This window comes from Pseudomonas sp. NFACC37-1 (assembly GCF_900101575.1).
In the GTDB taxonomy this organism is placed as follows: domain Bacteria; phylum Pseudomonadota; class Gammaproteobacteria; order Pseudomonadales; family Pseudomonadaceae; genus Aquipseudomonas; species Aquipseudomonas fluorescens_AA.
The window spans coordinates 15,349-38,127 of record NZ_FMUZ01000006.1 but is presented as its reverse complement, the minus strand read 5'-3'; the positions used below and the strand labels follow the sequence as shown (position 1 = coordinate 38,127).

Genomic DNA, 22,779 nt, shown 5'->3' with positions numbered 1-22,779 from the left:
ATTCAAATCTCCTGAAAAATTCAGCAAGTTTTTTTGTCTCCGCGACCCGAATTCGGCATCGCGTAACCCCTATCTAGGGTCCGCCAAAAACTTTTCAAGAGGTTTTTTTGAATTTTTTTCAGGCCGCTTCGGTGCGCTGAACACCCAATAAATGCCCCACCGCGTCCAGGTCGGTTTCCCGGCGTAGCGCAGTAAACAGCTCCACCGCTTCGGGGTAATTGCGGGTCAGCATCGCCAGCCACTGCTTCAACCGGCCCGGGGCCTGGCGCGGTGTCAACTGCTCGACCACTTGCTGCCAAAAGTCATGGAGCATTGGCTGCAACTCGGCCCAAGACATCTCGACCACATCCTCGCCAGCCCGGGCGGCGGCGATCTGCCGGGCCAGATCAGGGCGGGAAACGAGGCCGCGACCGAGCATGATGTCTTCGACACCGCTGATTTCACGGCAACGGCGCCAGTCCTCCACACTCCAGATGTCGCCATTGGCGAACACCGGCACCTTGACCACCTCCTGCACACGGGGGATCCACTCCCAATGGGCCGGAGGCTTGTAGCCATCGACCTTGGTTCGCGCATGCACCACGATGTGCGCCGCGCCGCCTTCGGCCAACGCCGTGGCACAGACCAGCGCGCCGTCCGGGCTATCGAAACCCAGGCGCATCTTGGCGGTGACGGGGATGTGTTTCGGCACCGCGCGGCGCACGTGTTCGACGATTTCGTTGAGCAGTTCCGGTTCCTTGAGCAACACCGCCCCGCCCCGGGATTTGTTCACGGTCTTGGCCGGGCAACCGAAATTGAGGTCGATCACCTCTGAGCCCAACTCGCACGCCAATGCCGCGTTTTCCGCCAGGCACACCGGATCGGAGCCGAGCAACTGCACCCGCAACGGCACACCGGCAGCGGTCTGGGCACCGGTCAGCAGCTCAGGGGCGAGCTTATGGAAATAGGCCGGCGTGAGCAGACGATCGTTGACGCGGATGAACTCGGTGACACACCAGTCGATACCGCCAACACGGGTCAGGACGTCCCGCAGGATGTTGTCGACCAACCCCTCCATGGGCGCCAGGGCAATTTGCATGGAAACACACACTCAACGAAAAAACGTGCGGCAGTTTACCGGATTTTGCCCCTGACATCGGAATTCACCATCAATCCCTGTGGGAGCTGAGCTTGCTCGCGATGGCGGTGGGTCAGTCCACGAGGATGCCGGACGGTTCCAGGGCGGGACCATACCCCTCGATGAATTCCTGCGGCATACGCTTGGGCCGGCCAGTGGACAGCTCGATGCAGACGAAGGTGGTCTGGGCCCGCAGCAACGTGGCGTTGTCGCTGGGACGGATCAGCTGGAAATGCCGGGTCATTTTCAGGCGCTGGTCCCAGTCGACGATCCAGGTCGCCAATTGCAGTTCGTCGCCTTCATAGGCGGCCGCCAGGTAATCGATTTCATGCCGCACCACCGCCATGGCCCGGTCCAGGCGCCGATACTCCACCAGATCCAGGCCCAGGCGCTGGGAATGGCGCCAGGCACAGCGCTCGAGCCAGGTGACGTATACCGCGTTGTTGGCGTGGCCCAGCCCGTCGATGTCTTCGGCGTTGACCTGAAGATCAATGATGAATGGCGTTGCCCGATCCCAGCCCATGCCCCTCTCCCGGTCGAATTTGAATCGGGGCAGTGTAACGGATCCTAGCTCGACCGCCATCGCGGACAAGCCTTGCTCCCACAGGTCAAGCCGATTGCCGCGCTTGCAGACTGCGACCGGCCAACAGTGATAACACCCCATCAATGACACGAGGATCGGCCAGCACCCGCTGATGCCCGCCCTGTGGCAGTCGCAGCAGCCGACTGTCGAACCAGGCCTCATGAATCAATTGCGACTCCTTGACCGAGACCGATGTGTCGTCCTCGGCATGGACGATCAACCCCGGCACGTCCAGCTGGTAATGCGCCACATCCATCTTCGAGGCGGGCATGCCCACGTCGCTTTCCACCTGGCGAATGAAGGCCGAACGCGCCTTGGGCGGCAGGCCCATCATCCGGGAGAAACCGCGCAGCACTCCAAGAATGCGAGCGGGCGCGGCGATGCTGACCAGCGTCTCGGTACGCAACCCCAGCTGGACCGCCAGCATGGCGCTGGCGCCGCCCATGGAATGTCCGATCACCGCCTGCAACGGCGGCAGCTCGGCGGCGGCTTCGAGCATGGCCCTGGCGAACAACAGGACATTCGCCTCGCGACCCGGCGAACGACCGTGGGCCGGACCGTCCAGCGCCACGACCGTGTAACCAGCGCCCACCAGGGCCGTGATCAGCGCCGCGAACTGGGTCGGCCGCCCTTCCCAACCGTGCATCAACAAGACCGCCGGGCCTTTGCCCCAACGCAAGGCCGAGAGACCGAAACGCAAGGTGATACGCTCAGACGTCGCCAGCATCGGCAGCTCCCAATCCCGCGGCGGCAAGTTTCGAGGACGCATGAACAGCGAACGCATCTGCTTCGCCACCAGGCGCGGAGCCACCCAGCCAAGCGTGCCATTGACACTACGTATCCAACTCAACCTGTCCATCGCTCATCTCCAGGGCTTGCGCCTCAGCTCAACGCACCGCCGACTTGGCGGCGCGCAACAAACGATCCGATAACTCTCCCGGGCCCAATGCCCGCGCCAGGGCCAAACCACCGACCATCAAGGCGATGTCGGCCAGGGCCTTGTCGGCGTCCTCCGGGCTGGCCGCCAATTGCGCGACCATCAACTCGATATGCTCATTGAGCACCTCACGAAACGCATCCGGCAGCCGCCCGAGCTCGCCGACCGACGCCGGAATCGGGCAGGCTTGCTCGGTGGAGTCGCGGTGCTTTCGGGAAAGATAGAATGCGGCGACCAACGCACGCCGCTCTTCGCCTGTCAGCTCACCGTCCATATCGGCGATCAAGCCGCGGCGCCGATTGAGCAATTGCTTGAAGGCCTCCAGCATCAAGGCATCCTTGCTTTCGAAATGAGCGTAAAAGCCGCCTACCGTCAGCCCGGCCGCGCCCATCACCTCGCCCACACTCGGCTCCGCCGGCCCACGCTGGATCAACGCATCGCTGGCGGCCTTGAGAATGCGTTCACGGGTTTGTGCCTTTTTATCGCTCATCGTCGCCTCCGAATATTACGACTGAAATATTATCCATGTAATAATTTTCCGCAAGCGGAAAATTTCACCGCTGGTCAGAAGACTTTTTCAAAGGATAAGGGAATTGGCCAAACGCCAGACAAACAAAAGGGTCATTCAAGAATTGAATGACCCTTATAAAATCCCGCAGAGCGGGTAATCGTGGCGTCCCCTAGGGGACTCGAACCCCTGTTACCGCCGTGAAAGGGCGGTGTCCTAGGCCACTAGACGAAGGGGACACAAACCTTCTAACTTGATCAGCGCTGAGAACTGATCGATTCAAGGCCGGTGTGGCCAGACCTTGAACCTGTAATTGGTGGAGCTAGACGGGATCGAACCGTCGACCTCTTGCATGCCATGCAAGCGCTCTCCCAGCTGAGCTATAGCCCCGGATTTTTCGCCTCGCGGCGGAGCGACATCTTGCAACATCGCTTCTGTAAAACTGGCGTCCCCTAGGGGACTCGAACCCCTGTTACCGCCGTGAAAGGGCGGTGTCCTAGGCCACTAGACGAAGGGGACGCAAACCCTTCTATACAACTGATCAACGCTGAGTGTTGATCGCTTCAAGACCGGTGTGGCCAGGCCTTGAAGTGTAAATTGGTGGAGCTAGACGGGATCGAACCGTCGACCTCTTGCATGCCATGCAAGCGCTCTCCCAGCTGAGCTATAGCCCCTCATCGCTGAGGACGGGGCGAATCTTAAGGGCGTATCGGAGGTCTGTCAAATTTATTTTCAACAAATTTGAAAATTTTTTGCCGGGATAACAATCACTTACCACCCTCCCCAGTAAAACTGGGACTTCGCCTGTTTCGTAGGAGCTGACGAGCGAAGCGAGGCTGCGATCTTTTAATCTTTCGCTTGAGATTCAATTAGCTGGGGAAAGATCGCAGCCTCGCTTCGCTCGACAGCTCCTACAGGGCCATCAGGCGATCGCGCCCAACAGTTTTTCCCACTCCTTGTTCTCCTTCTTCGACACGCCACCGAGCAGATCGATGGCCTGGCGCAGGCGGAAACGGGTCAGGTCCGGCCCGAGAATTTCCATCGCATCAAGCACCGATACCGAGCTGGCCTGGCCGGTAATGGCGGCGAACATCAGCGGCATGGCGTCGCGCAGTTTCAACTCCAAGGACTCGACCACGGCCTGGATGGTCGCAGTGATGCTGTCCTTCTCCCACTGACGCAGGCTTTCGAGCTTCCACAGGATCAGTTGCATCAACTGGCGCACCTGGTCGCCGGAGAGCTTCTTGGACTCGAACAGCTTCGCGTCCGGCGTCACGCCACCGGCAAAGAAGAAGCCGGCCAGCGGGGCGATCTGACTGAAGGTCTCTACCCTGCCCTGCACATGGGGCGCGATCTTCATCATGTACTCAGGGTTCAACGCCCACTTCTGCACCCGTGCGGCGAACTCTTCCACCGGCAGGTCCCGCAGCCACTGGCCGTTGAGCCACGACAGCTTCTCGATATCGAAGATCGGCCCCCCCAGGGAGACCCGCGACAGGTCGAAATGCTCGACCATTTCCTGCAGCGAGAACTTCTCGCGCTCGTCCGGCATCGACCAGCCCATGCGCCCCAGGTAATTGAGCATCGCCTCGGGCATGAAGCCCATGCGCTCGTAGAACGTCACCGAGGTCGGGTTCTTGCGCTTGGACAGCTTGCTCTTGTCCGGGTTACGCAGCAGCGGCATGTAGCACAGCTGCGGTTGTTCCCAGCCGAAATATTCGTAGAGCAGGATCAGTTTCGGCGCCGACGGCAGCCATTCTTCACCGCGCAATACGTGGGTGATGCCCATCAAGTGATCGTCGACCACGTTGGCCAGGAAGTACGTCGGCAGGCCGTCGGTCTTCATCAGCACTTGCATGTCCATGCGATCCCACGGGATCTCGACATCGCCACGCAGCATGTCCGGCACCACGCAGACACCTTCGCTCGGCACTTTCATGCGGATCACATGGGGCTCGCCGGCCGCCAGGCGACGGGCGACTTCTTCCTTGGACAGCAGCAGCGCCCGGCCGTCGTAGCGTGGGGTTTCGCCGCGGGCCATTTGCTCGGCACGCATCTGGTCCAGCTCTTCGGCGGTGCAGAAACACGGGAACGCATGCCCCATGTCCACCAACTGCTGGCAATACTGCTTGTAGATGTCACCACGCTCGCTCTGGCGGTACGGACCGTGCGGGCCGCCGACGTCCGGGCCTTCGCTCCAGTCGATCCCCAACCAGCGCAAGGCATCGAAGATCTGTTGCTCGGACTCGCGAGTCGAACGCAACTGGTCGGTGTCCTCGATCCGCAGGATGAACTCGCCGCCATGCTGCTTGGCAAAGCAATAGTTGAACAAAGCGATGTAGGCGGTGCCGACATGGGGATCGCCAGTGGGCGAAGGCGCGATGCGGGTGCGGACGGTGGTCATGGCATGTCTCAAAAAGAATATGAAAAGCGAAGGTCAAACAGGGGGCGAATGGTAACAGGCGATGGCGGGCCGGCTCCAGTGAGAGCGGGATTTGTGTGGTCAGTCGTCAGACCGAGTTACCCCCATCGCGAGCAAGCTCGCTCCCACAGTTCGATCGAGCCACCCAATGATCCCCTGTGGGAGCGAGCTTGCTCGCGATGAGGCCCTTAAGGTCGCCACACAACCTCAGACGGTCAGCAACCGCTCCCGCAACTTGCCAATCTCATCACGCATTTGCGCCGCCGCTTCGAACTCCAGATCCCGGGCCAACTGGTACATCTTCTCTTCCAATTGACGGATACGCTTGGTGATCTCGCTCGGTGAGCGCAGTTCGGCCTCGTAGCGGGCGCTCTCTTCGGCCGCCTTGGCCATGCCCTTGCGTTTTTTGCTGCGTGAGCCTGGCACGGTGGCGCCTTCCATGATGTCGGCGACGTCCTTGAACACGCCCTTGGGGGTGATGCCATTGGCCAGGTTGAAAGCGATCTGCTTGTCGCGACGGCGCTCGGTCTCGCCGATGGCCCGCTCCATCGAGCCGGTGATGCGGTCAGCGTACAGAATCGCCCGACCGTTCAGGTTACGCGCCGCGCGACCGATGGTCTGGATCAACGAGCGTTCGGAGCGCAGGAAACCTTCCTTGTCGGCGTCGAGAATCGCCACCAGCGACACTTCCGGCATGTCCAGGCCTTCTCGCAGCAGGTTGATGCCCACCAGCACATCGAAGGTGCCCAGGCGCAGGTCGCGGATGATCTCGACCCGCTCCACCGTATCGATATCCGAATGCAGGTAACGCACTCGCACACCGTGGTCGGCCAGGTAATCGGTGAGGTCTTCGGCCATGCGCTTGGTCAGCGTGGTGACCAGCACCCGCTCCTCCACCGCCACGCGCTTGCTGATTTCCGAGAGCAGGTCATCGACCTGGGTCAGCGCCGGACGCACCTCGACTTGCGGGTCCACCAGCCCGGTCGGTCGCACCACTTGCTCGACCACCCGCCCGGCATGCTCGGCTTCGTAGTTGCCAGGGGTGGCCGAGACAAAAATCGTCTGCGGGCTCACGCTTTCCCATTCGTCGAAGCGCATCGGCCGGTTATCCAGCGCCGAGGGCAGGCGGAAGCCGTATTCCACCAGGGTTTCCTTGCGCGATCGGTCGCCTTTGTACATCGCGCCGACCTGGGGCACGCTGACGTGGGACTCGTCGATCACCAGCAAGGCATCGGCCGGCAGATAGTCATACAAGGTCGGCGGTGGCGCACCCGCCGGACGGCCCGACAGGTAGCGCGAGTAGTTTTCGATGCCGTTGCAGTAGCCCAGCTCCAGGATCATCTCCAGGTCGAAGCGGGTTCGCTGTTCCAGGCGCTGGGCTTCCACCAATTTGTTATTCGAACGCAGGTACTCCAGGCGCTCCTGCAACTCGGCCTTGATCCCCTCGATGGCGTCCAGCAGGGTTTCCCGGGGCGTCACGTAGTGGCTCTTGGGATAGAACGTAAAGCGCGGCAACTTGCGGATCACTTCGCCGGTCAGCGGATCGAACGCCGAGAGACTCTCCACCTCATCGTCGAACAGCTCGATGCGGATCGCTTCCAGGTCAGATTCCGCCGGGTAGATGTCGATCACATCGCCCCGCACCCGGAAGGTCGCCCGGGCGAAATCCATGTCGTTGCGGGTGTACTGCAAGTCCGCCAGGCGCCGCAGCAAGGCGCGCTGGTCGAGTTTGTCGCCGCGATCCACGTGCAGCACCATCTTCAGGTAGGTTTCCGGGCTGCCCAGGCCGTAGATGCACGACACCGTGGTGACGATGATCGCGTCCTTGCGCTCGAGCAGCGCCTTGGTCGCCGACAGTCGCATCTGTTCGATGTGGTCGTTGATCGAGGCGTCCTTCTCGATGAAGGTGTCCGACGATGGCACGTAGGCCTCGGGCTGGTAGTAGTCGTAGTAGGAAACGAAGTACTCCACGGCGTTGTTCGGGAAAAACGCCTTGAACTCACCGTACAACTGCGCCGCCAGGGTCTTGTTTGGCGCCAGGACCAGGGTCGGGCGCTGCACCTGGGCGATCACGTTGGCAATGCTGAAGGTCTTGCCCGAGCCGGTCACACCGAGCAACGTCTGGTGCGCCAGCCCGGCTTCGATGCCTTCGACCATCAGGCGGATGGCTTCCGGCTGATCGCCGGCGGGCTGGAAGCGGGTGACTAGCTGGAATTCAGACATGACATAACCTCTGGATTCACCCCTGTCGGCCAGCCGACAGGAACGAGAAAGACCGAAACGACTGATGTCGCCCGAGGAAAAAGCTGGGATGCACACAATGTGGAGGTGAATGCCTTCGCTTTCAAGACGAACGTCCTACACGCCTTGAAGGCTTTGACGCGGCGAAAGGACTAACGGTCGAAAAAAATCGAAAAAACTTAGCCTAAAAGCCGAATCGCCTGTCGCCGTGCCGGATGATGGCCTCTATACTAGCTCCCCGTTTGTGCACCGCTCTAGTGCATTCGGCTGGAGCGTCACACGTCCCCTCATTCTCCATTCAGAGCCGCGCACTAATGAGCCTGTTTTCCGCTGTCGAATTGGCACCCCGCGACCCCATCCTGGGCCTCAACGAAGCTTTCAACGCCGACACCCGTACCAATAAGGTCAACCTGGGTGTAGGTGTTTACTGCAACGAGGAGGGGCGCATTCCACTCCTGCGCGCCGTGGTCGAGGCCGAGACGATTCGCGTGGCTCAGCACGTTTCCCGTGGCTACCTGCCAATAGACGGCATTGCCGCCTACGACCAGGCTGTGCAGACCCTGCTGTTCGGCAAGGATTCGCCGCTGATCGCCTCCGGTCGCGTCATCACCACCCAGGCTGTGGGCGGCACAGGCGCACTGAAGATCGGTGCCGACTTCCTCAAGCAACTGCTGCCTGGCGCGGTCGTGGCCATCAGCGACCCGAGCTGGGAGAACCACCGCGCCCTGTTCGAAACCGCCGGCTTCCCGGTGCAGAACTACCGCTACTACGATGCCGCCACCCACGACGTGAACCGCAGCGGCCTGCTGGAAGACCTCAATGCCCTGCCCGATCGATCGATCGTTGTGCTGCACGCCTGCTGCCACAACCCGACCGGTGTGGACCTGAGCCCGGAAGACTGGAAAAACGTGCTGGCCGTGGTCAAGGCCAAGAACCACGTACCGTTCCTGGACATGGCCTACCAGGGCTTTGGCGCCGGTATCGACGAAGACGCGGCGGCCGTGCGCCTGTTCGCCGAATCGGGGCTGACCTTCTTTGCCTCCAGCTCGTTCTCTAAGTCGTTCTCGCTGTACGGCGAGCGCGTCGGCGCCCTGTCGATCGTCAGCGAATCGAAAGAAGAAAGCGCCCGTGTGCTGTCCCAGGTCAAGCGCGTGATCCGCACCAACTACTCCAACCCGCCCACCCATGGCGCCAGCATCGTCGCCGCCGTGCTCAACAGCCCGGAGCTGCGGGCGCAGTGGGAAGCCGAACTGGCCGAAATGCGCCTGCGCATTCGCGGCATGCGCGACCAGATGGTCGACATGCTGGCCAAGGCCGCCCCACAGCACGACTTCAGCTTCGTCGCCCGCCAGAGCGGGATGTTCTCCTACTCCGGCCTGAGCGTTGAACAAGTGACGCGCCTGCGCAACGAGTTCGGCATCTATGCCCTGGACACCGGCCGCATCTGCGTGGCCGCACTAAACCAGAACAACATCGATGCGGTGACCAAGGCCATCGTTCAGGTGATCTGAAGGTCGTTGGGATGAAGAACGGGAAGCCATGGCTTCCCGTTTTTTTGTCTAAGCCTATGAAAACAGGCACACACCAGAACCTGTGGCGAGGGGATTTATCCCCGCCGGGTTGCGAAGCAGCCCCAAGGTGCTTGAAGTTATTAACCTGCTACATCCGTTGCTGATTTCAGGGCTGCTACGCAGCCCAGCGGGGATAAATCCCCTCGCCACAAAAAAGCATCCAGCCCCGCATTTCCTATACGAGCAAATGCATCGAGACTACAACTCCGTCGCCCGCTGGCTCGCCGCATCGTCATAGATGACATACAACGACTCGGCCACCTGGCTCTTGATCGCCTTGGTACTTTCCAACCCCAGGACAAAACCCTCGGCCTTGCCCCCGGCACGGTTCAGTTCTTCGGCCGTGCTGGCCTGGGCGATGGCGTCGTACAGTTTCTCGGCGTGAGGCCCCACACCCTTGGGCAAACTGATCTGGGCGGTGCTCACAAACACACCTCGGCGCAACGGGCTGTGTGAAGTGGTAACAGGTGGTTCATGGCGCGTACCTCAATGTCGGCGAATGGCCGGCAGCGCATCCTGCCACTTCCGGGCAACCATGGTAGCCCTCTCCCGCCCTTGCGGTAACTGCCAATCGCTGATTGACCGTCAATGGGCACCGGGAATGCGCCGTCCGCCAATAGACGCTTGACTTCTCTTTTCCAATCAGTAACATACGCGCCATTCCGCGATAGCTCAGTTGGTAGAGCAAGTGACTGTTAATCACTGGGTCCCTGGTTCGAGTCCAGGTCGTGGAGCCAGACAGCAACACCAAAAAGCCCCTGAATCGAAAGATCCAGGGGCTTTTTTGTGGGCGAAAAACAAGTGGATGGCCATATAAGCCTGGCCGAGGTCGCTGCCGGAACAATAATCCGGCGCCAAAAAGGCAATATGGTCCGGATCCTGCTTTCTTTTTCCGACAACCCAAGCTGTCACGTGAGCGTCATGACAGGGCTGCACACTCGCACTGTCCGCCAATAACAGCTTCAAAACAACAAGGACGAAGCTATGCCCACGCAAAATCCTCACCGCATTGTCGGCCTGTGCACCTCCAGCAAGGTGTACAACGTACTGACCGAACTCAAGCAACTGGAAGGCCACCGCAGCGCCAAGTTCCTTTCCCTGCTGGCGGAAAACCTGGTGCGCAAGGGCCTGCTCAACGAGCAGGAAGTGGTGCACATGCTCGATCTGGTCGTCGATTGAGCGGCATCGATTCCTACTATTGAGCCAGTTGATTTTCCGTCCCTCACCCTGAGCCGTAAGGTAGCCCCATCGATTGATGGAGGTTTCCCATGCCCAAGGTTCAAATCATGTCTGTCATTGGCAGCGCCGTCCCCGCCCCACTCCGGGAACTCGGGCTGCTGGCCTGCTGGTACCTGGTGCAGGACGGCGTGACCATCAGCGGTCCGCTGACTTCACTGCCCGCCGCCCAGGCACTGTCGCAACGCATCGGGCCCTATCTGTTGAGGGCCTAGGGCAACTGCACACGCGGCGTGCTTTCGACGAACAAGGCCCAGCAGGACATGAACAGCGCGGCGATCAGCGGCCCGATTACGAAGCCGTTGAGCCCGAACACCGCCAGCCCACCCAGTGTCGAGACCAGCACCATGTAGTCAGGCATCTTGGTGTCCTTGCCCACCAGGATCGGCCGCAGGAAATTGTCCACCAGGCCGATCACGAACACCCCGAACAGCGTCAGCACCACGCCCTGCCAGATCGCCCCCGAGAGCAGGAAGTACACCGCCACCGGTGCCCAGACGAGGCCCGCCCCCACCGCCGGCAACAACGACAGGAACGCCATCAGCACCGCCCAGGGCAATACCGTCGGAATCCCCAGGATCCAGAAGATCAGCCCACCCAGCGCACCTTGGCTGATGGCGACCAGCAGGTTGCCTTTCACCGTGGCCCGTACCACCCGATTGAATTTCAACTGCAGGCGGCGCTTTTGATGCTCCCCCAAGGGAACGGCCATGCGCACTTTGCGCACCAGCTCCGCGCCGTCGCGCAGAAAGAAGAACAGCAGATAGATCATCACGAAGAAGCTGACCAGGAACTGAAAGGTGCCCTGGCCGAAACTGAAGGCCTGGGTGGCGAAGAACTCACTGCCCTGCATCGCGCTCTTGACGATCTTGTCGCGCAAGCCGTTCAGGTTGCCCAGGCCGAAGCGGTCCAGCAGGTGCTGGAAGTATGGCGGCAAGGCATCCTTGAAGCGGGCCAGGTAATCGGCAATGTCCAGCTCGCCGCTTTCCAGGCTCTTGTACAGCGCCGCGCCTTCCTGGACCAACAGCGTACTGATGATGATCACCGGCAAGATCGCGCAGACCACACAGATGCTCAACGTGACCAGCGAGGTGACATTGCGGTGCCAACCGAACTTCAGCTGCAGGCGGCGCTGCATCGGCGCAAAGACGATACCCAGGATCACCGCCCAGAACACCGCACCGTAAAATGGTAGCAGAATCCAGATGAAGGCGACCGTGACCAGCACCAGGAGCAACATCTGGGCTTTGTTTTGCAACATCTTTCGATTCATCAGCTTTCCATGTCCAAAGGCGGGATACACATTAGTCCGCCAGGACTCGCCGGAGTGCCTTCACGTTTTCGCTGCACATTGATTCAGGTCAATAAGGCCCGGCCGGCCCTGGCGTACCCTCCCCGCTTTTTGCGACCTGACCCCACCATGACTCTTGCCGCCCCCGAACTGCTGGCGCCCGCCGGCACCCTGAAAAACATGCGCTATGCCTTCGCCTACGGTGCCGATGCGGTGTACGCCGGCCAGCCGCGCTACAGCCTGCGGGTGCGCAACAACGAATTCGACCACGCGAACCTGGCCTTGGGCATTGCCGAGGCCCAGGCCATGGGCAAGCGCTTCTACGTAGTGGTGAACATCGCCCCGCACAACGCCAAGCTGCGCACGTTCCTCAAGGACCTGGAGCCGGTGATCGCCATGGCGCCGGACGCATTGATCATGTCCGACCCGGGATTGATCATGCTGGTTCGCCGGCATTTCCCGCAGATGCCGATCCACCTGTCCGTGCAGGCCAACACCGTCAATTGGGCGAGCGTCGAGTTCTGGCAGCAGCAGGGCTTGAGCCGGATCATCTTGTCCCGGGAATTGTCCCTGGAGGAAATCGCCGAGATCCGCGAGCAGGTGCCGGCCATGGAGCTGGAAGTGTTCGTCCACGGCGCGCTGTGCATGGCCTACTCCGGGCGCTGCCTGCTTTCGGGCTATATGAACAAGCGTGATGCCAACCAGGGCAGTTGCACCAATGCCTGTCGCTGGAAGTACTCGGCGCAACCGGCGGTGGAAAACGCCGTGGGCGACATTGTGCAAACCTATCAACCCGAACCGACCCTGGGCCTCGGCGCGCCCACCGACCAGGTGTTCCTGCTCCAGGAAGCCAACCGCCCGGACGCCTCCCTGCCGGCCTTCGAGGACGAGCACGGCACCTACATCATGAATGCCAAGGACCTGCGGGCCGTGCAACACGTCGAACGCCTGGCCCGCATGGGCGTGCATTCGTTGAAGATCGAAGGCCGGACCAAGTCGCACTTCTATTGCGCCCGCACCACCCAGGTGTATCGCCGGGCCATCGATGACGCGGTGGCCGGTCGGGAATTCGATCGCAGCCTGATGACCGACCTGGAGTCCCTGGCCCAGCGCGGCTACACCGAAGGTTTTCTGAGGCGCCACGTGCACGACGAATACCAGAATTACCAGAACGGCAGCTCCGTCTCGGAGCGCCAGCAGTTCGTCGGCGAACTGACCGGCGAGCGGCGCGAACGCCTGGCCGAAGTACGGGTCAAGAACCGCTTCGGCCTGGGGGATCACATGGAACTGATGACCCCCAAGGGCAACTTTCACTTCGACCTGCACCAGTTGCAGAACATCAAGGGCCAGGGCATCGACGTGGCACCGGGGGATGGGCATGTGGTCTACCTGCCCATCCCGGATGCGGTGGATCTGCGGTTTGGGTTGTTGATGCGGGATGTGCGGGAGTTGCCTGCCGGATCATGAAACTGTGGCGAGGGGATTTATCCCCGTTGGGCTGCGAAGCAGCCCCAAAAAAAATCAAATACGGCTTACCTGATGCACAACGTAATCTACCTTGGGGCTACTTCGTAGCCCAACGGGGATAAATCCCCTCGCCACAATGGTGTATGACTTGAGTTGGCGGAACGACTTACCCGGCAGAAACTGCCGAAGGCTGCGATCCTTCTTTCCCGATAAGACCCGGTTGCCCAGGTGAAAACATCTGGATCGAGAGCGAAAGATCGCAGCCTTCGGCAGCTCCTGAGGGTCAGATCCGGAACTGCCCCACCAGTTGCCCCAGGCGCTGGCCCAGGTCGGCCAGGCTGCGGGAGGTCTGGGCGCCAAGTTGGGTTTCGTCGGCGACGCTGTCCACGGCCACGGCGATCTGATGCACGCTGCGGTTGATTTCCTCGGCCACCGCGGTCTGTTCTTCGGCGGCGCTGGCGATCTGGGCGTTCATCGAGTTGATGGTGCCGATCAGCTGCGCCATGGTGTCAAGGGAGGCGCCCGCCTCGTTGGCCCGCTCCGAGGTGCCATCGCCGGCCTCGCTGGAACGACGCATCGCTTCCACCGCCGCATGGGTGCCGGATTGCAGACGGTCGATCATGCCCTGGATTTCCTGGGTACTCTGCTGGGTCCGGCTGGCCAGAGCCCGCACTTCATCGGCTACCACCGCGAACCCACGCCCCGCCTCGCCGGCACGCGCGGCCTCGATGGCGGCGTTGAGGGCCAGCAGGTTGGTCTGCTCGGCGATCGAACGAATCACCCCGAGCACACTGACAATCGAGGCCACGTCCTGCTGCAGGCTGTCCAGAGACACGCCGCTGCTGCGGATATCGTTCACCAGCGCATGAATCTGCTGGATGCTGCCGGCCACCACACGCTTGGCGGACTGGCCTTCTTCGTCGGTCTGCTGGGCCGCGACGGCGGCGCCCTGGGCACTGCGGGCGACTTCCTGGGCAGCCGAGGACATCTCGTTGATCGCCGTGGCCACCTGATCGGTTTCGTGGCGCTGACGTTCCATGGCCTGCTCCGAGCGCTGGGCCTGCTCGGAAACTTGCGTCACCAGGCCGGTCAGTTGCGAAGTCATGTCGGTGATCTGCCGCACCAGGCCGTGGATCTTGTCGACGAAGCGGTTGAACGAACCGGCCAGTTGGCCCAGCTCGTCCTGGCTGGTGATGGTCAACCGACGGGTCAAGTCACCCTCGCCCGCGGCGATGTCGTCGAGGTTGTCCTTCATCAGGTGCAGGGGACGCAAGATCGTGTTGGCGAGCACCAGGCCCACCACCGCAATCACCAGCAACACCACCGCGGCGATCCCGACGATGCTCAAGATCACGCCTTGCAGGCGATCGTGGACCTTGGCCTCCACCAGTGCCACCTGGGCTTCGATGCCGTCCAGGTTGACCGAGCTACCGACCGCGAGGTCCCACTTGGGCAGGTATTCGGTGTAGCCGAGCTTGGGCACCAAGTCCTTGCTGCCGGGCAGTGGCGAGCTGTATTCCAGATAATGCGTTCCGTCCTTGGCGACTTTCACCAGGTCACGGTTGACGTAGACACCGTTCGGGTCGCGGTTGTCCTTGAAACTCTTGCCCACGCCATCGGGGCTGTTGGCCTTGAACAGACGAATGGTCTCGGAGTCGTAACCGAAGAAGTAGCCATCCTTGCCATAGCTGATATTCGACAGCAGCTTGATCGCCTGGGCACGCGCTTCGTTATCGCCAGGCGCGGCGGCATCGTAGAGCGGCTTGATCGCGGTAAGGCCCACCGCCACGTAGTTCTGCAGCGTGGCCTTGGCCTCGCTGAGCAGGCGCTCACGGGTCTGCTGGACCTCTTTACCCGCTTGTTCCTTCAAGATGAAAGCCGTGGTCAGGCTGATGATCACGGCGGACAGCAATACCGGCAGTATCGCAAGGGACAGGACTTTAGCCTTCAGGCTCAGGCGCATGCTGTTCACTCTTGTTGGTTTTATTGGCGTGGTTAGCTGTATTAACGGCACCGCACGGCAAAACTGTAGGACAAGGTGAACGGTTCGTCGGCAGAGTCGTTGAATGCACGAGCCTCATCGCGAGCAAGCTCGCCCCCACAGTGGATCGGTGTGAACACAAACATTGTGAACACCGCCGCACCCTGTGGGAGCGAGCTTGCTCGCGATTGAGGCGACTCGGTCTCGAGGCTACAACACCATCGCCGCCACCCAACCAAACGCCAGCAGCGGCAGGTTGTAGTGGATAAAGGTCGGGACCACAGTGTCCCAGATGTGATGGTGCTGGCCGTCGATGTTCAGGCCGGAGGTCGGGCCCAGGGTCGAGTCCGAGGCGGGCGAACCCGCATCGCCCAGGGCGCCGGCAGTGCCGACGATGCAGACGATCGCCAGCGGGCTGAAGCCCAGTTGCAGGCACAGCGGCACGAAAATCGTCGCCAGGATCGGCACCGTGGAAAACGACGAGCCGATGCCCATGGTCACCAGCAGCCCCACCAACAACATCATCAGCGCGCCGATGCCCTTGTTGTGGCCGATCCAGGCCGCCGAGGTCTCCACCAGGCTCTGGACTTCACCAGTGGCCTTCATCACTTCGGCGAAGCCTGAGGCGGCGATCATGATGAAACCGATCATCGCCATCATCTTCATGCCTTCGGTGAACAGGTCGTCGGTCTCACGCCAGCGCACCACACCCGATACCGAGAAAATCAGGAAGCCGGCCAGGGCGCCAATGATCATCGAGTCGACCAAGAGCTGGATGGCGAACGCCGCGACAATCGCCAGCCCCGCCACCAGCAGGGTCATGGGGTTGTAGCGCACCGCCACCTGCTCGACCCGGGCGATCCTCTTCAGGTCGTAGACGCGTTTCTTGCGGTAGCTGAACAACGACAGCAGCAGGCCGAACACCATGCCCAACGCCGGAATGCCCATGGCGTGGGTGACGTTGATGCCACTGACGTCCACGCCGCTGCGGGCGATGTTGGCCAGCAGGATCTCGTTGAGAAAGATATTGCCGAAGCCCACCGGCAGGAACATGTACGGCGTGATCAGGCCGAAGGTCATGACGCAGGCAATCAATCGACGGTCCAATTGCAGCTTGGTCAGCACATAGAGAAGTGGCGGCACCAACAGCGGGATAAAGGCGATATGGATTGGCAGGATGTTCTGCGAGGCGACCGCGACCGTTCCCAGCAGGCCGATCAGGACCCACTTGACGCCCGTGCCACCGGCGGCATCTTGGCGACCCACCAGGACCAGGGCTTTGTCCGCCAGGGCGTGGGCCATGCCGGACTTGGCGATCGCCACGGCGAACGCGCCGAGCAAGGCGTAGGAAAGCGCCACCGTCGCACCACCGCCAAGGCCGGCGTTGAACGCCTTGAGCGTCGCCTCGATGCCCAGGCCGCCGACCAGGCCACCCACCAATGCGCCGACAATCAGCGCGATTACCACATGCACGCGGGACAGGCTGAGCACCAGCATGACGCCAACCGCGGCAATTACTGCATTTATCATCGTTACCTCAAAGCACAGCGATGGAGAGCCACCGGACAAAAAGGTCGCGACTTTGCAGCAAGCGGCGGCAAGCTGCAAGGGCCGTGGGGCGGGTTTTCAAGTCTCGCAATATTGACTACCACCACCGCCCCCCTGTGGGAGCGAGCTTGCTCGCGATGGCGTCCGTTCAGCCACATAGATAGCCACCGATAGATTGTTGTCGCGAGCAAGCTCGCTCCCACAGGGGGGCGGTGCCATGAGATCAGCGTTTGGGCAGCTCGATGACGACCTTCAAGCCACCCCACTCGCTGTCGTCCAACGCCAGAATCCCGCCCCAGGTGTCGACGATGTCCCGCACGATGCCCAGGCCCAGGCCGTGTCCATCGGTCTGTTCATCCAACCGCGTGCCGCGGCTGAACACCTGGTCGCGGCGGTCCGCGGGGATGCCCGGGCCGTCGTCCTCCACGGCCAGGCTGAAACCCTCGGCCGTCTCGGTCATGGTCAGGCGGACCTCGGCATCGGCCCATTTGCAGGCGTTGTCCAGCAGGTTGCCCAACAATTCCAGCAGGTCTTCACGGTCCCAGGGCAGGTGCAGGCCTGGCGGGGCGACGTAGCTCAGGTGCAGGTGTTCGCCGTGGATCATGTTCAGCGTGGCCAGCAACCCCGGCAGCTCGGCGTCGCAGTCCAGGTGCGCGCCGGGCAAGGCATCGCCGGACAGGCGGGCGCGGTTGAGTTCGCGGTTCAGGCGCTGGCGGACCTGCTCCAGTTGATCGAGCAACAGTTTGCGCAGCTCGGGATAGGGGTCGAGTTTCTCGTTCGACGCCAGGCTTTGCAGCACCGCCAGCGGGGTTTTCAAGGCATGGCCGAGGTTGCCCAAGGCATTGCGCGAACGCTTGAGGCTGTCTTCGGTGTGGGCCAGCAGATGGTTGATCTGCGTCACCAGCGGCTCCAACTCCCGTGGCACCTGCTCGTCGAGTTGCGAACGCTGCCCGCGCTGCAACTGGGCAATCTGCTCCCGGGCGCGGTCCAGGGGACGCAAGGCTCGGCGCACGGTGATGCGTTGCAGCAACAGAATCAGCAACAGCCCCGCCAACCCGAGCCCGAGGCCGATCTGTTGCATCCGGCGGAAGCTGTCACGCACGGGCGTGTAGTCCTGGGCCACGCTGATGGAAATCGCCTGGCCCAGGCGCCGATAGTCGGTGCGCAGTACCAGCAGCTTCTGGCCCTCTGGGCCCAGTTGCAGGTTGCTGTGCAGGCCGGGGTGGTCGAGCCGAGGCAATTCCTGGTCCCACAGGGAGCGGGAGCGCCAGTGCACATCGGCAAAATCGATGCGGAAATAATGCCCGGAAAACGGCCGCTGATAGGCCGGCGACAAGCGGCGCTCATCCAATTGCAAGCCCTGGGGGCCGCGCACCAGGGCCACCAGCAGGTTCTCGCTGTCGTTACGCAGCCCCGCTTCCAGGTAGCGCTGCAGGCCCAACTCGAACAACCACAGGCTGGTTTGCGCCAGGACCAGGCCGACCACCACCATCACACCGATCAGGCCCAGGCTCAGGCGCCGCTGGATGGATCTCACTGTGCCTGCCCGCCGAACAGGTAACCCTGGCCGCGACGGGTTTCGATCACGCTGCGCCCCAGCTTGCGCCGCAGGTGATTGACGTGGACTTCCAACACGTTGGAATCGCGCTCGGTCTCACCGTCGTACAGGTGTTCGGCGAGATGGCTTTTGGAAAGTATCTGCTCGGGATGCAGCATGAAATAGCGCAACAGGCGAAATTCGGCGGCCGTGAGCTGGATGTCGGTGCCGTCGCGGACCACGCATTGGCGGCTCTCGTCCAGGTGCAATCCGGCAGCCTTGAGCGTCGGCTGGTTGACCTGGCCATGGGAGCGGCGCAGCAGCGCCTGGATCCGCAGGTGCAGCTCCTCAGGATGAAAGGGTTTGGTCAGGTAGTCGTCGGCCCCGGCCTTGAGGCCTTCGATACGTTCGGCCCACGACCCGCGGGCAGTGAGGATCAGCACCGGCGTGGCCAGGCCGCCAGCGCGCCATTGGGCCAACACGTCGAGCCCCGGCACGCCCGGCAGGCCGAGATCGAGGATGATTAGGTCGTAGGGCTCGCTGCTGCCCTGGTACACCGCGTCGCGACCATCGGCCAGCCAGTCGACGGCATAGCCCTGGCGTGCAAGCCCGGCCATCAGTTCATCGGCCAGGGGCACGTGATCTTCCACCAGAAGCAGGCGCATCAGTCTTCCTTATCTTTGAGTAAACGGCCGGTCTTGGCCTCCAGGTCCAGTTCGCGCACGACGCCGTCGGTGTCCAGCAGCTCGACCTCATAAATATAGACGCCGTGTTTCTCCTCCAACTCGGCTTCCAGCAGTTTGGCGCCGGGGTGCAGGTCCAGCGCCTGTTGCAGCAGCTGTTCGAGCGGCAGGATCACGCCCTGCTGACGCAGTTGCAGGGCCTCGTCCTGATCCAGGTCCCGGGCCATGGCCAGAGAACAAAACGCCAGCAGCGCCAGCGCCCATCGACCATGGGCGCGTAGATTAAGCTTCATTACGTATCCTGATGATTCTTGAGTACCTCGCCGTTGACGGCATCCAATTCCAAGTCCCACTCGACGCCCTTGGCATCGCGCAAATCCACCTTGTAGAGGTACTTGCCGTACTCTTCCTCCAGCTCGGTGTCGGTTACGGTGGAACCGGGATGTTTGGCCAGGGCCTTGGCGTTGAGTTTTTCAAAGGACAGGATGGTACCAGCGTCTTGCAGTTTGCGGGCTTCGTCCGCGTTCAGGTCTCGTGCCTGAGCCAGGCTCGTACCTAGGGCCATGAGGGTCGCGATGAAAAAGGCAGTCAGGCGGTTCATGGGTTGTCTCCTTTTTTATAATCTTTCACGGGGGCGACTGTATCGGGGTGAACTTAACTGAAACTGAATCGCCATCATGGAACCCACATCAATAATGTGGGAGCGAGCTTGCTCGCGATGGCGGCGGGTCAGCTTGTAACGATGCAGGATGTGCCGCCGCTATCGCGAGCAAGCTCGCTCCCACAGGGTTTTGTGTCGTTATAATCAGCCGCTTACCCGTATTCGAGACCGGTATGACCGCCATCCACATCAAGTTCCCCGCCCTCACCCTCAAGGCCGGCCCCCGTGCGTTCGGGCGGATTCGCCAGACCGGCCTGAACGCCGCCGACGTCGGCATCCTGCCCGGCGCCGCCGGTGGCCCCAAGGCCCTGGGCATCCAAGGGCTGGACCTGGCGCTGTTCGGCGAATGGCTGCCCGCCGCGCCCCGGGAACGCTCGCTGATCGGGGCCTCGGTGGGGGCCTGGCGCTTCGCCAGCGCCTGCCTGCCGGACGCCGCCGAAGGGATCCGGCGCCTGGGCACCTTGTACAACGAACAAAGCTTCGCCAAAGGCGTGACCATGGCCGGTGTCAGCCAGAGCTCGCAGCGCATGCTCGATGACTTGCTCGACGGCCGCGACACCTCGATCCTCGATAACCCGCGGTATCGGCTCAACATCATGGTCGTCAAGAGCCACGGCCTGCTCGCCCAGGATCATCGCGGCCGGCTGGGCCTGGGGCTGTCGTCGGTGATCGCCGACAACCTGCGGGGCCGTGCCCGGCTGTCGCGGCATTTCGAGCGGTTGATCATCCATGACCCGCGCCTGGCCCCGCCCCTGCATCCGCTGAATGACTTTCCGTCGCGTTTCGTGCCGTTGGCCGCCGGCAACCTGCGCCAGGCCCTGCTGGCGTCAGGCTCGATCCCGATGGTGATGGAAGGCGTGCGCGACCTGCCGGGCGCCGGTGCCGGCACCTACCGCGACGGCGGTCTGCTGGACTATCACCTCGACCTGCCCTACAGCGGCGAGGACATCGTGCTCTACCCGCATTTCACCGACCGGGTCATTCCCGGCTGGTTCGACAAGGGCCTGCCGTGGCGTCGGGGCAACGTCGACCGTCTGCAGGACGTGCTGTTGCTGGCACCGTCCCGGGAATACCTGGCACGCCTGCCCTACGGCAAACTGCCAGACCGCAACGACTTCAAGCGCTTCATGGGCGATGACCCGAGCCGCCGCAAATATTGGCGCACGGCGATGGACGAGAGCCGCCGGCTCGGCGACGAGTTCCTGGAGCTGACGGCCAACGGTGGCTTGGGCGAGCGTTTGCTGACCCTTTAGTCAGCACGGTCGCGCAACGCCGTTATCAAACTGATAAACTCCGCCGCCTGCCTCGCGACCGCTACCTTCAAAGAGCCCGAACCTGTGGAAATCTTCAAAGAATTTACCTTCGAATCCGCCCACCGCCTGCCCCACGTGCCGGAAGGCCACAAGTGCGGCCGCCTTCATGGCCACTCGTTCAAGGTGGCGATCCACCTGAGCGGCGATATCGACCCGCACACCGGCTGGATTCGCGACTTCTCGGAGATCAAGGCGATCTTCAAGCCCCTCTACGAGCGCCTGGACCACAACTACCTCAACGACATCCCCGGCCTGGAAAACCCCACCAGCGAAGTGTTGGCCAAGTGGATCTGGAACGAGTTGAAGCCGTTGCTGCCGGAGCTCAGTGCCATCCGCATCCATGAGACCTGCACCAGCGGTTGCATCTACCACGGCGAATAACCACTTTCCTTGCACCCGCTGGGCTGCGCTGTAGGAGCTGCCGAAGGCTGCGATCTTTTGATCTTTCGCTTGGGACTCAATTGTCTGGGGAAAGATCGCAGCCTCGCTTCGCTCGGCAGCTCCTACAGGTCCAGCGGGAGCAAGCTTCCTCGCAACAATCGGTTTTTCCAAAGTAAATGGCATTGGCCTATGCTTGCTCCCCTGAGCCATTTTCAGGGGAGTATCGAGCATGACCCACTGGCCGCTGGATCAAACCTACGACTTCAACGGACACCCCATCCGCTACGCCATCCACGGCGATGGTCCACCCTTGGTGTTTGTCCACGGCACGCCCTTCTCTTCCTACGTGTGGCACCGGATCGCCCCGCTGTTCTTCGCCACCCACCGGGTGCATTACTTCGACCTGCTGGGGTATGGCCAATCCGCGCAACCCGACGCCGACGTGTCCCTCGGCGTGCAAAACCTGTTGCTCGCACAATTGCTGGAGCATTGGCGCCTGGACTGCCCGGACGTGGTGGCCCATGACTTTGGCGGTGCCACGGCCCTGCGCACGCACCTGCTCAACGGCAAGGATTACCGCAGCCTGACCCTGATCGACCCCGTGGCGCTGTCGCCCTGGGGTTCGCCCTTTGTGCAGCATGTCCGCCAGCATGAAGCGGCCTTCAGCGGCCTGCCCGACTACATTCAGCGGGCCATCGTGCCCACCTATGTCCGCGGCGCGATCAAACGGGACATCCCGGACGACGAACTGGCGCCCTACGTGCGGCCATGGCTGGGCGAGCCCGGCCAGGCGGCGTTCTACCGGCAGATCGCACAGATGGACGAACGCTACACCCGTGAAGCCGAGGGCCTGTATCCGAACGTGCGCTGTCCGACCCAGATCCTGTGGGGCGAGGATGACCAGTGGATCCCCATCGAACGCGGCCGGGCCCTGCAACGGCTGATCCCGGGGGCACAATTTCACCCTGTTCCAAATGCCGGACACCTGGTCCAGGAAGACGCGCCGGAAGCCATCGTGGCGGCGCTGTTGCGGTTTCTGCCATTGTCCTCTTGCACCTGAAGAAACCGCATCCCTGTGGGAGCGGGCTTGCTCGCGAAGGGGGTGTGTCAGCCAATATATTCGTACCTGACGCACCGCATTCGCGAGCAAGCCCGCTCCCACAGGGGATCTGCATGCGCAATGAGATCTGTGTTCCAACTTGAATCACTCGCGCACCGCTTTCGATCCCTGCGCCCACCCAATCCCCCAGGATTGTCTATAAATAACCTCGCGATCACCCGTTTGGCACGGCCGCTGCACGC

Annotated in this window: 20 protein-coding genes, 5 tRNA genes and 2 pseudogenes; 8 read left to right on the top strand and 19 right to left on the bottom strand. The window is 61.9% G+C overall.

Annotation, left to right across the window (positions count from 1 at the left end):
* Positions 1–118 precede the first annotated feature (118 nt).
* From BLP82_RS09380 to uvrB, 10 genes are all read right to left on the bottom strand, one after another.
* A complete protein-coding gene (locus tag BLP82_RS09380) occupies positions 119–1,078 on the bottom strand; it encodes a tRNA dihydrouridine synthase (RefSeq protein WP_092166931.1) in 960 nt (319 codons plus the stop codon).
* Positions 1,079–1,190: 112 nt separating this feature from the next.
* Positions 1,191–1,640 carry an acyl-CoA thioesterase gene (locus BLP82_RS09375; protein WP_092166929.1) on the bottom strand — a complete coding sequence of 150 codons (450 nt, stop codon included), beginning with the start codon at positions 1,638–1,640 and terminating at the stop codon, positions 1,191–1,193.
* Between the two features lie 85 nt (positions 1,641–1,725).
* On the bottom strand, positions 1,726–2,559 hold the full coding sequence (locus BLP82_RS09370; protein ID WP_092166926.1) for an alpha/beta fold hydrolase: 834 nt from the start codon (positions 2,557–2,559) through the stop codon (positions 1,726–1,728).
* A gap of 28 nt (positions 2,560–2,587) precedes the next feature.
* Positions 2,588–3,127: a TetR/AcrR family transcriptional regulator gene (locus BLP82_RS09365; RefSeq protein WP_058546579.1), complete on the bottom strand. Its 540-nt coding sequence runs from the start codon at positions 3,125–3,127 to the stop codon at positions 2,588–2,590.
* Between the two features lie 181 nt (positions 3,128–3,308).
* Positions 3,309–3,384: transfer RNA gene (locus BLP82_RS09360), tRNA-Glu, on the bottom strand.
* A gap of 75 nt (positions 3,385–3,459) precedes the next feature.
* Positions 3,460–3,535, bottom strand: a tRNA-Ala gene (locus BLP82_RS09355).
* A 53-nt stretch (positions 3,536–3,588) separates the two neighbouring features.
* Positions 3,589–3,664, bottom strand: a tRNA-Glu gene (locus tag BLP82_RS09350).
* Positions 3,665–3,743: 79 nt separating this feature from the next.
* Positions 3,744–3,819: transfer RNA gene (locus BLP82_RS09345), tRNA-Ala, on the bottom strand.
* 248 nt (positions 3,820–4,067) lie between these two features.
* Positions 4,068–5,549 carry a glutamate--tRNA ligase gene (gene gltX, locus BLP82_RS09340; RefSeq protein ID WP_041023763.1) on the bottom strand — a complete coding sequence of 494 codons (1,482 nt, stop codon included), beginning with the start codon at positions 5,547–5,549 and terminating at the stop codon, positions 4,068–4,070.
* Between the two features lie 225 nt (positions 5,550–5,774).
* Positions 5,775–7,790, bottom strand: coding sequence for an excinuclease ABC subunit UvrB (gene uvrB / locus BLP82_RS09335; RefSeq protein WP_092166923.1), 2,016 nt, complete (start codon positions 7,788–7,790; stop codon positions 5,775–5,777).
* Between the two features lie 332 nt (positions 7,791–8,122).
* Between uvrB and BLP82_RS09330 the strand changes: the two genes are divergently transcribed.
* Positions 8,123–9,319 (top strand): amino acid aminotransferase, encoded by a 1,197-nt coding sequence (locus BLP82_RS09330; protein WP_092166921.1) that lies wholly within the window; start codon positions 8,123–8,125, stop codon positions 9,317–9,319.
* Between the two features lie 258 nt (positions 9,320–9,577).
* Here the strand turns inward: BLP82_RS09330 and BLP82_RS09325 are convergent, their stop codons facing one another.
* Entirely contained in the window at positions 9,578–9,805 is a 228-nt protein-coding gene (locus tag BLP82_RS09325) for a hypothetical protein (RefSeq protein WP_060741430.1), read from the bottom strand.
* Between the two features lie 235 nt (positions 9,806–10,040).
* Here BLP82_RS09325 and BLP82_RS09320 point away from each other — a divergent pair.
* The 3 genes from BLP82_RS09320 (at position 10,041) to BLP82_RS09310 (ending at position 10,830) form a co-directional block, all read left to right on the top strand.
* Positions 10,041–10,116 (top strand) — tRNA-Asn (locus tag BLP82_RS09320).
* Positions 10,117–10,363: 247 nt separating this feature from the next.
* On the top strand, positions 10,364–10,558 hold the full coding sequence (locus BLP82_RS09315) for a hypothetical protein (protein ID WP_003203896.1): 195 nt from the start codon (positions 10,364–10,366) through the stop codon (positions 10,556–10,558).
* A gap of 89 nt (positions 10,559–10,647) precedes the next feature.
* On the top strand, positions 10,648–10,830 hold the full coding sequence (locus BLP82_RS09310; protein ID WP_046063464.1) for a hypothetical protein: 183 nt from the start codon (positions 10,648–10,650) through the stop codon (positions 10,828–10,830).
* Here the strand turns inward: BLP82_RS09310 and BLP82_RS09305 are convergent.
* Positions 10,827–11,888 carry an AI-2E family transporter gene (locus BLP82_RS09305; protein WP_060741429.1) on the bottom strand — a complete coding sequence of 354 codons (1,062 nt, stop codon included), beginning with the start codon at positions 11,886–11,888 and terminating at the stop codon, positions 10,827–10,829. The two genes, BLP82_RS09310 and BLP82_RS09305, sit on opposite strands and share 4 nt — an antisense overlap.
* A gap of 147 nt (positions 11,889–12,035) precedes the next feature.
* Between BLP82_RS09305 and yegQ the strand changes: the two genes are divergently transcribed.
* Positions 12,036–13,373: a prephenate-dependent tRNA uridine(34) hydroxylase TrhP gene (gene yegQ / locus BLP82_RS09300; RefSeq protein WP_092166918.1), complete on the top strand. Its 1,338-nt coding sequence runs from the start codon at positions 12,036–12,038 to the stop codon at positions 13,371–13,373.
* Between the two features lie 283 nt (positions 13,374–13,656).
* Here the strand turns inward: yegQ and BLP82_RS31960 are convergent.
* The 7 genes and pseudogenes from BLP82_RS31960 to BLP82_RS09270 form a co-directional block, all read right to left on the bottom strand.
* Positions 13,657–14,250 (bottom strand): annotated as a pseudogene (locus BLP82_RS31960) (methyl-accepting chemotaxis protein); the annotation flags it as partial.
* Positions 14,251–14,562: 312 nt separating this feature from the next.
* Positions 14,563–15,336 (bottom strand): annotated as a pseudogene (locus BLP82_RS31955) (cache domain-containing protein); the annotation flags it as partial.
* A gap of 228 nt (positions 15,337–15,564) precedes the next feature.
* The gene (locus BLP82_RS09290) at positions 15,565–16,881 is read right to left on the bottom strand and encodes a Na+/H+ antiporter family protein (RefSeq protein ID WP_170842294.1); all 1,317 of its coding nucleotides are present in this window, start codon (positions 16,879–16,881) and stop codon (positions 15,565–15,567) included.
* A 244-nt stretch (positions 16,882–17,125) separates the two neighbouring features.
* Entirely contained in the window at positions 17,126–18,439 is a 1,314-nt protein-coding gene (locus BLP82_RS09285) for a sensor histidine kinase (protein WP_092166914.1), read from the bottom strand.
* Complete coding sequence (locus BLP82_RS09280; protein WP_053123507.1) at positions 18,436–19,104, bottom strand: response regulator transcription factor; 669 nt, start codon at positions 19,102–19,104, stop codon at positions 18,436–18,438. The genes BLP82_RS09285 and BLP82_RS09280 overlap by 4 nt, the downstream gene beginning before the upstream one ends.
* Positions 19,104–19,415 (bottom strand): PepSY domain-containing protein, encoded by a 312-nt coding sequence (locus BLP82_RS09275; protein ID WP_092166911.1) that lies wholly within the window; start codon positions 19,413–19,415, stop codon positions 19,104–19,106. Before BLP82_RS09275 ends, BLP82_RS09280 begins: the two co-directional genes overlap by 1 nt.
* On the bottom strand, positions 19,415–19,723 hold the full coding sequence (locus BLP82_RS09270) for a PepSY domain-containing protein (RefSeq protein WP_092166909.1): 309 nt from the start codon (positions 19,721–19,723) through the stop codon (positions 19,415–19,417). The genes BLP82_RS09275 and BLP82_RS09270 overlap by 1 nt, the downstream gene beginning before the upstream one ends.
* Positions 19,724–19,956: 233 nt before the next feature.
* Here BLP82_RS09270 and BLP82_RS09265 point away from each other — a divergent pair, with 233 nt between their 5' ends.
* From BLP82_RS09265 to BLP82_RS09255, 3 genes are all read left to right on the top strand, one after another.
* Complete coding sequence (locus tag BLP82_RS09265) at positions 19,957–21,036, top strand: hypothetical protein (protein WP_092166906.1); 1,080 nt, start codon at positions 19,957–19,959, stop codon at positions 21,034–21,036.
* A gap of 84 nt (positions 21,037–21,120) precedes the next feature.
* On the top strand, positions 21,121–21,477 hold the full coding sequence (gene queD, locus BLP82_RS09260) for a 6-carboxytetrahydropterin synthase QueD (protein WP_025212792.1): 357 nt from the start codon (positions 21,121–21,123) through the stop codon (positions 21,475–21,477).
* 229 nt (positions 21,478–21,706) lie between these two features.
* Entirely contained in the window at positions 21,707–22,537 is an 831-nt protein-coding gene (locus BLP82_RS09255; RefSeq protein ID WP_092166904.1) for an alpha/beta fold hydrolase, read from the top strand.
* The last annotated feature ends 242 nt before the right edge of the window (positions 22,538–22,779 follow it).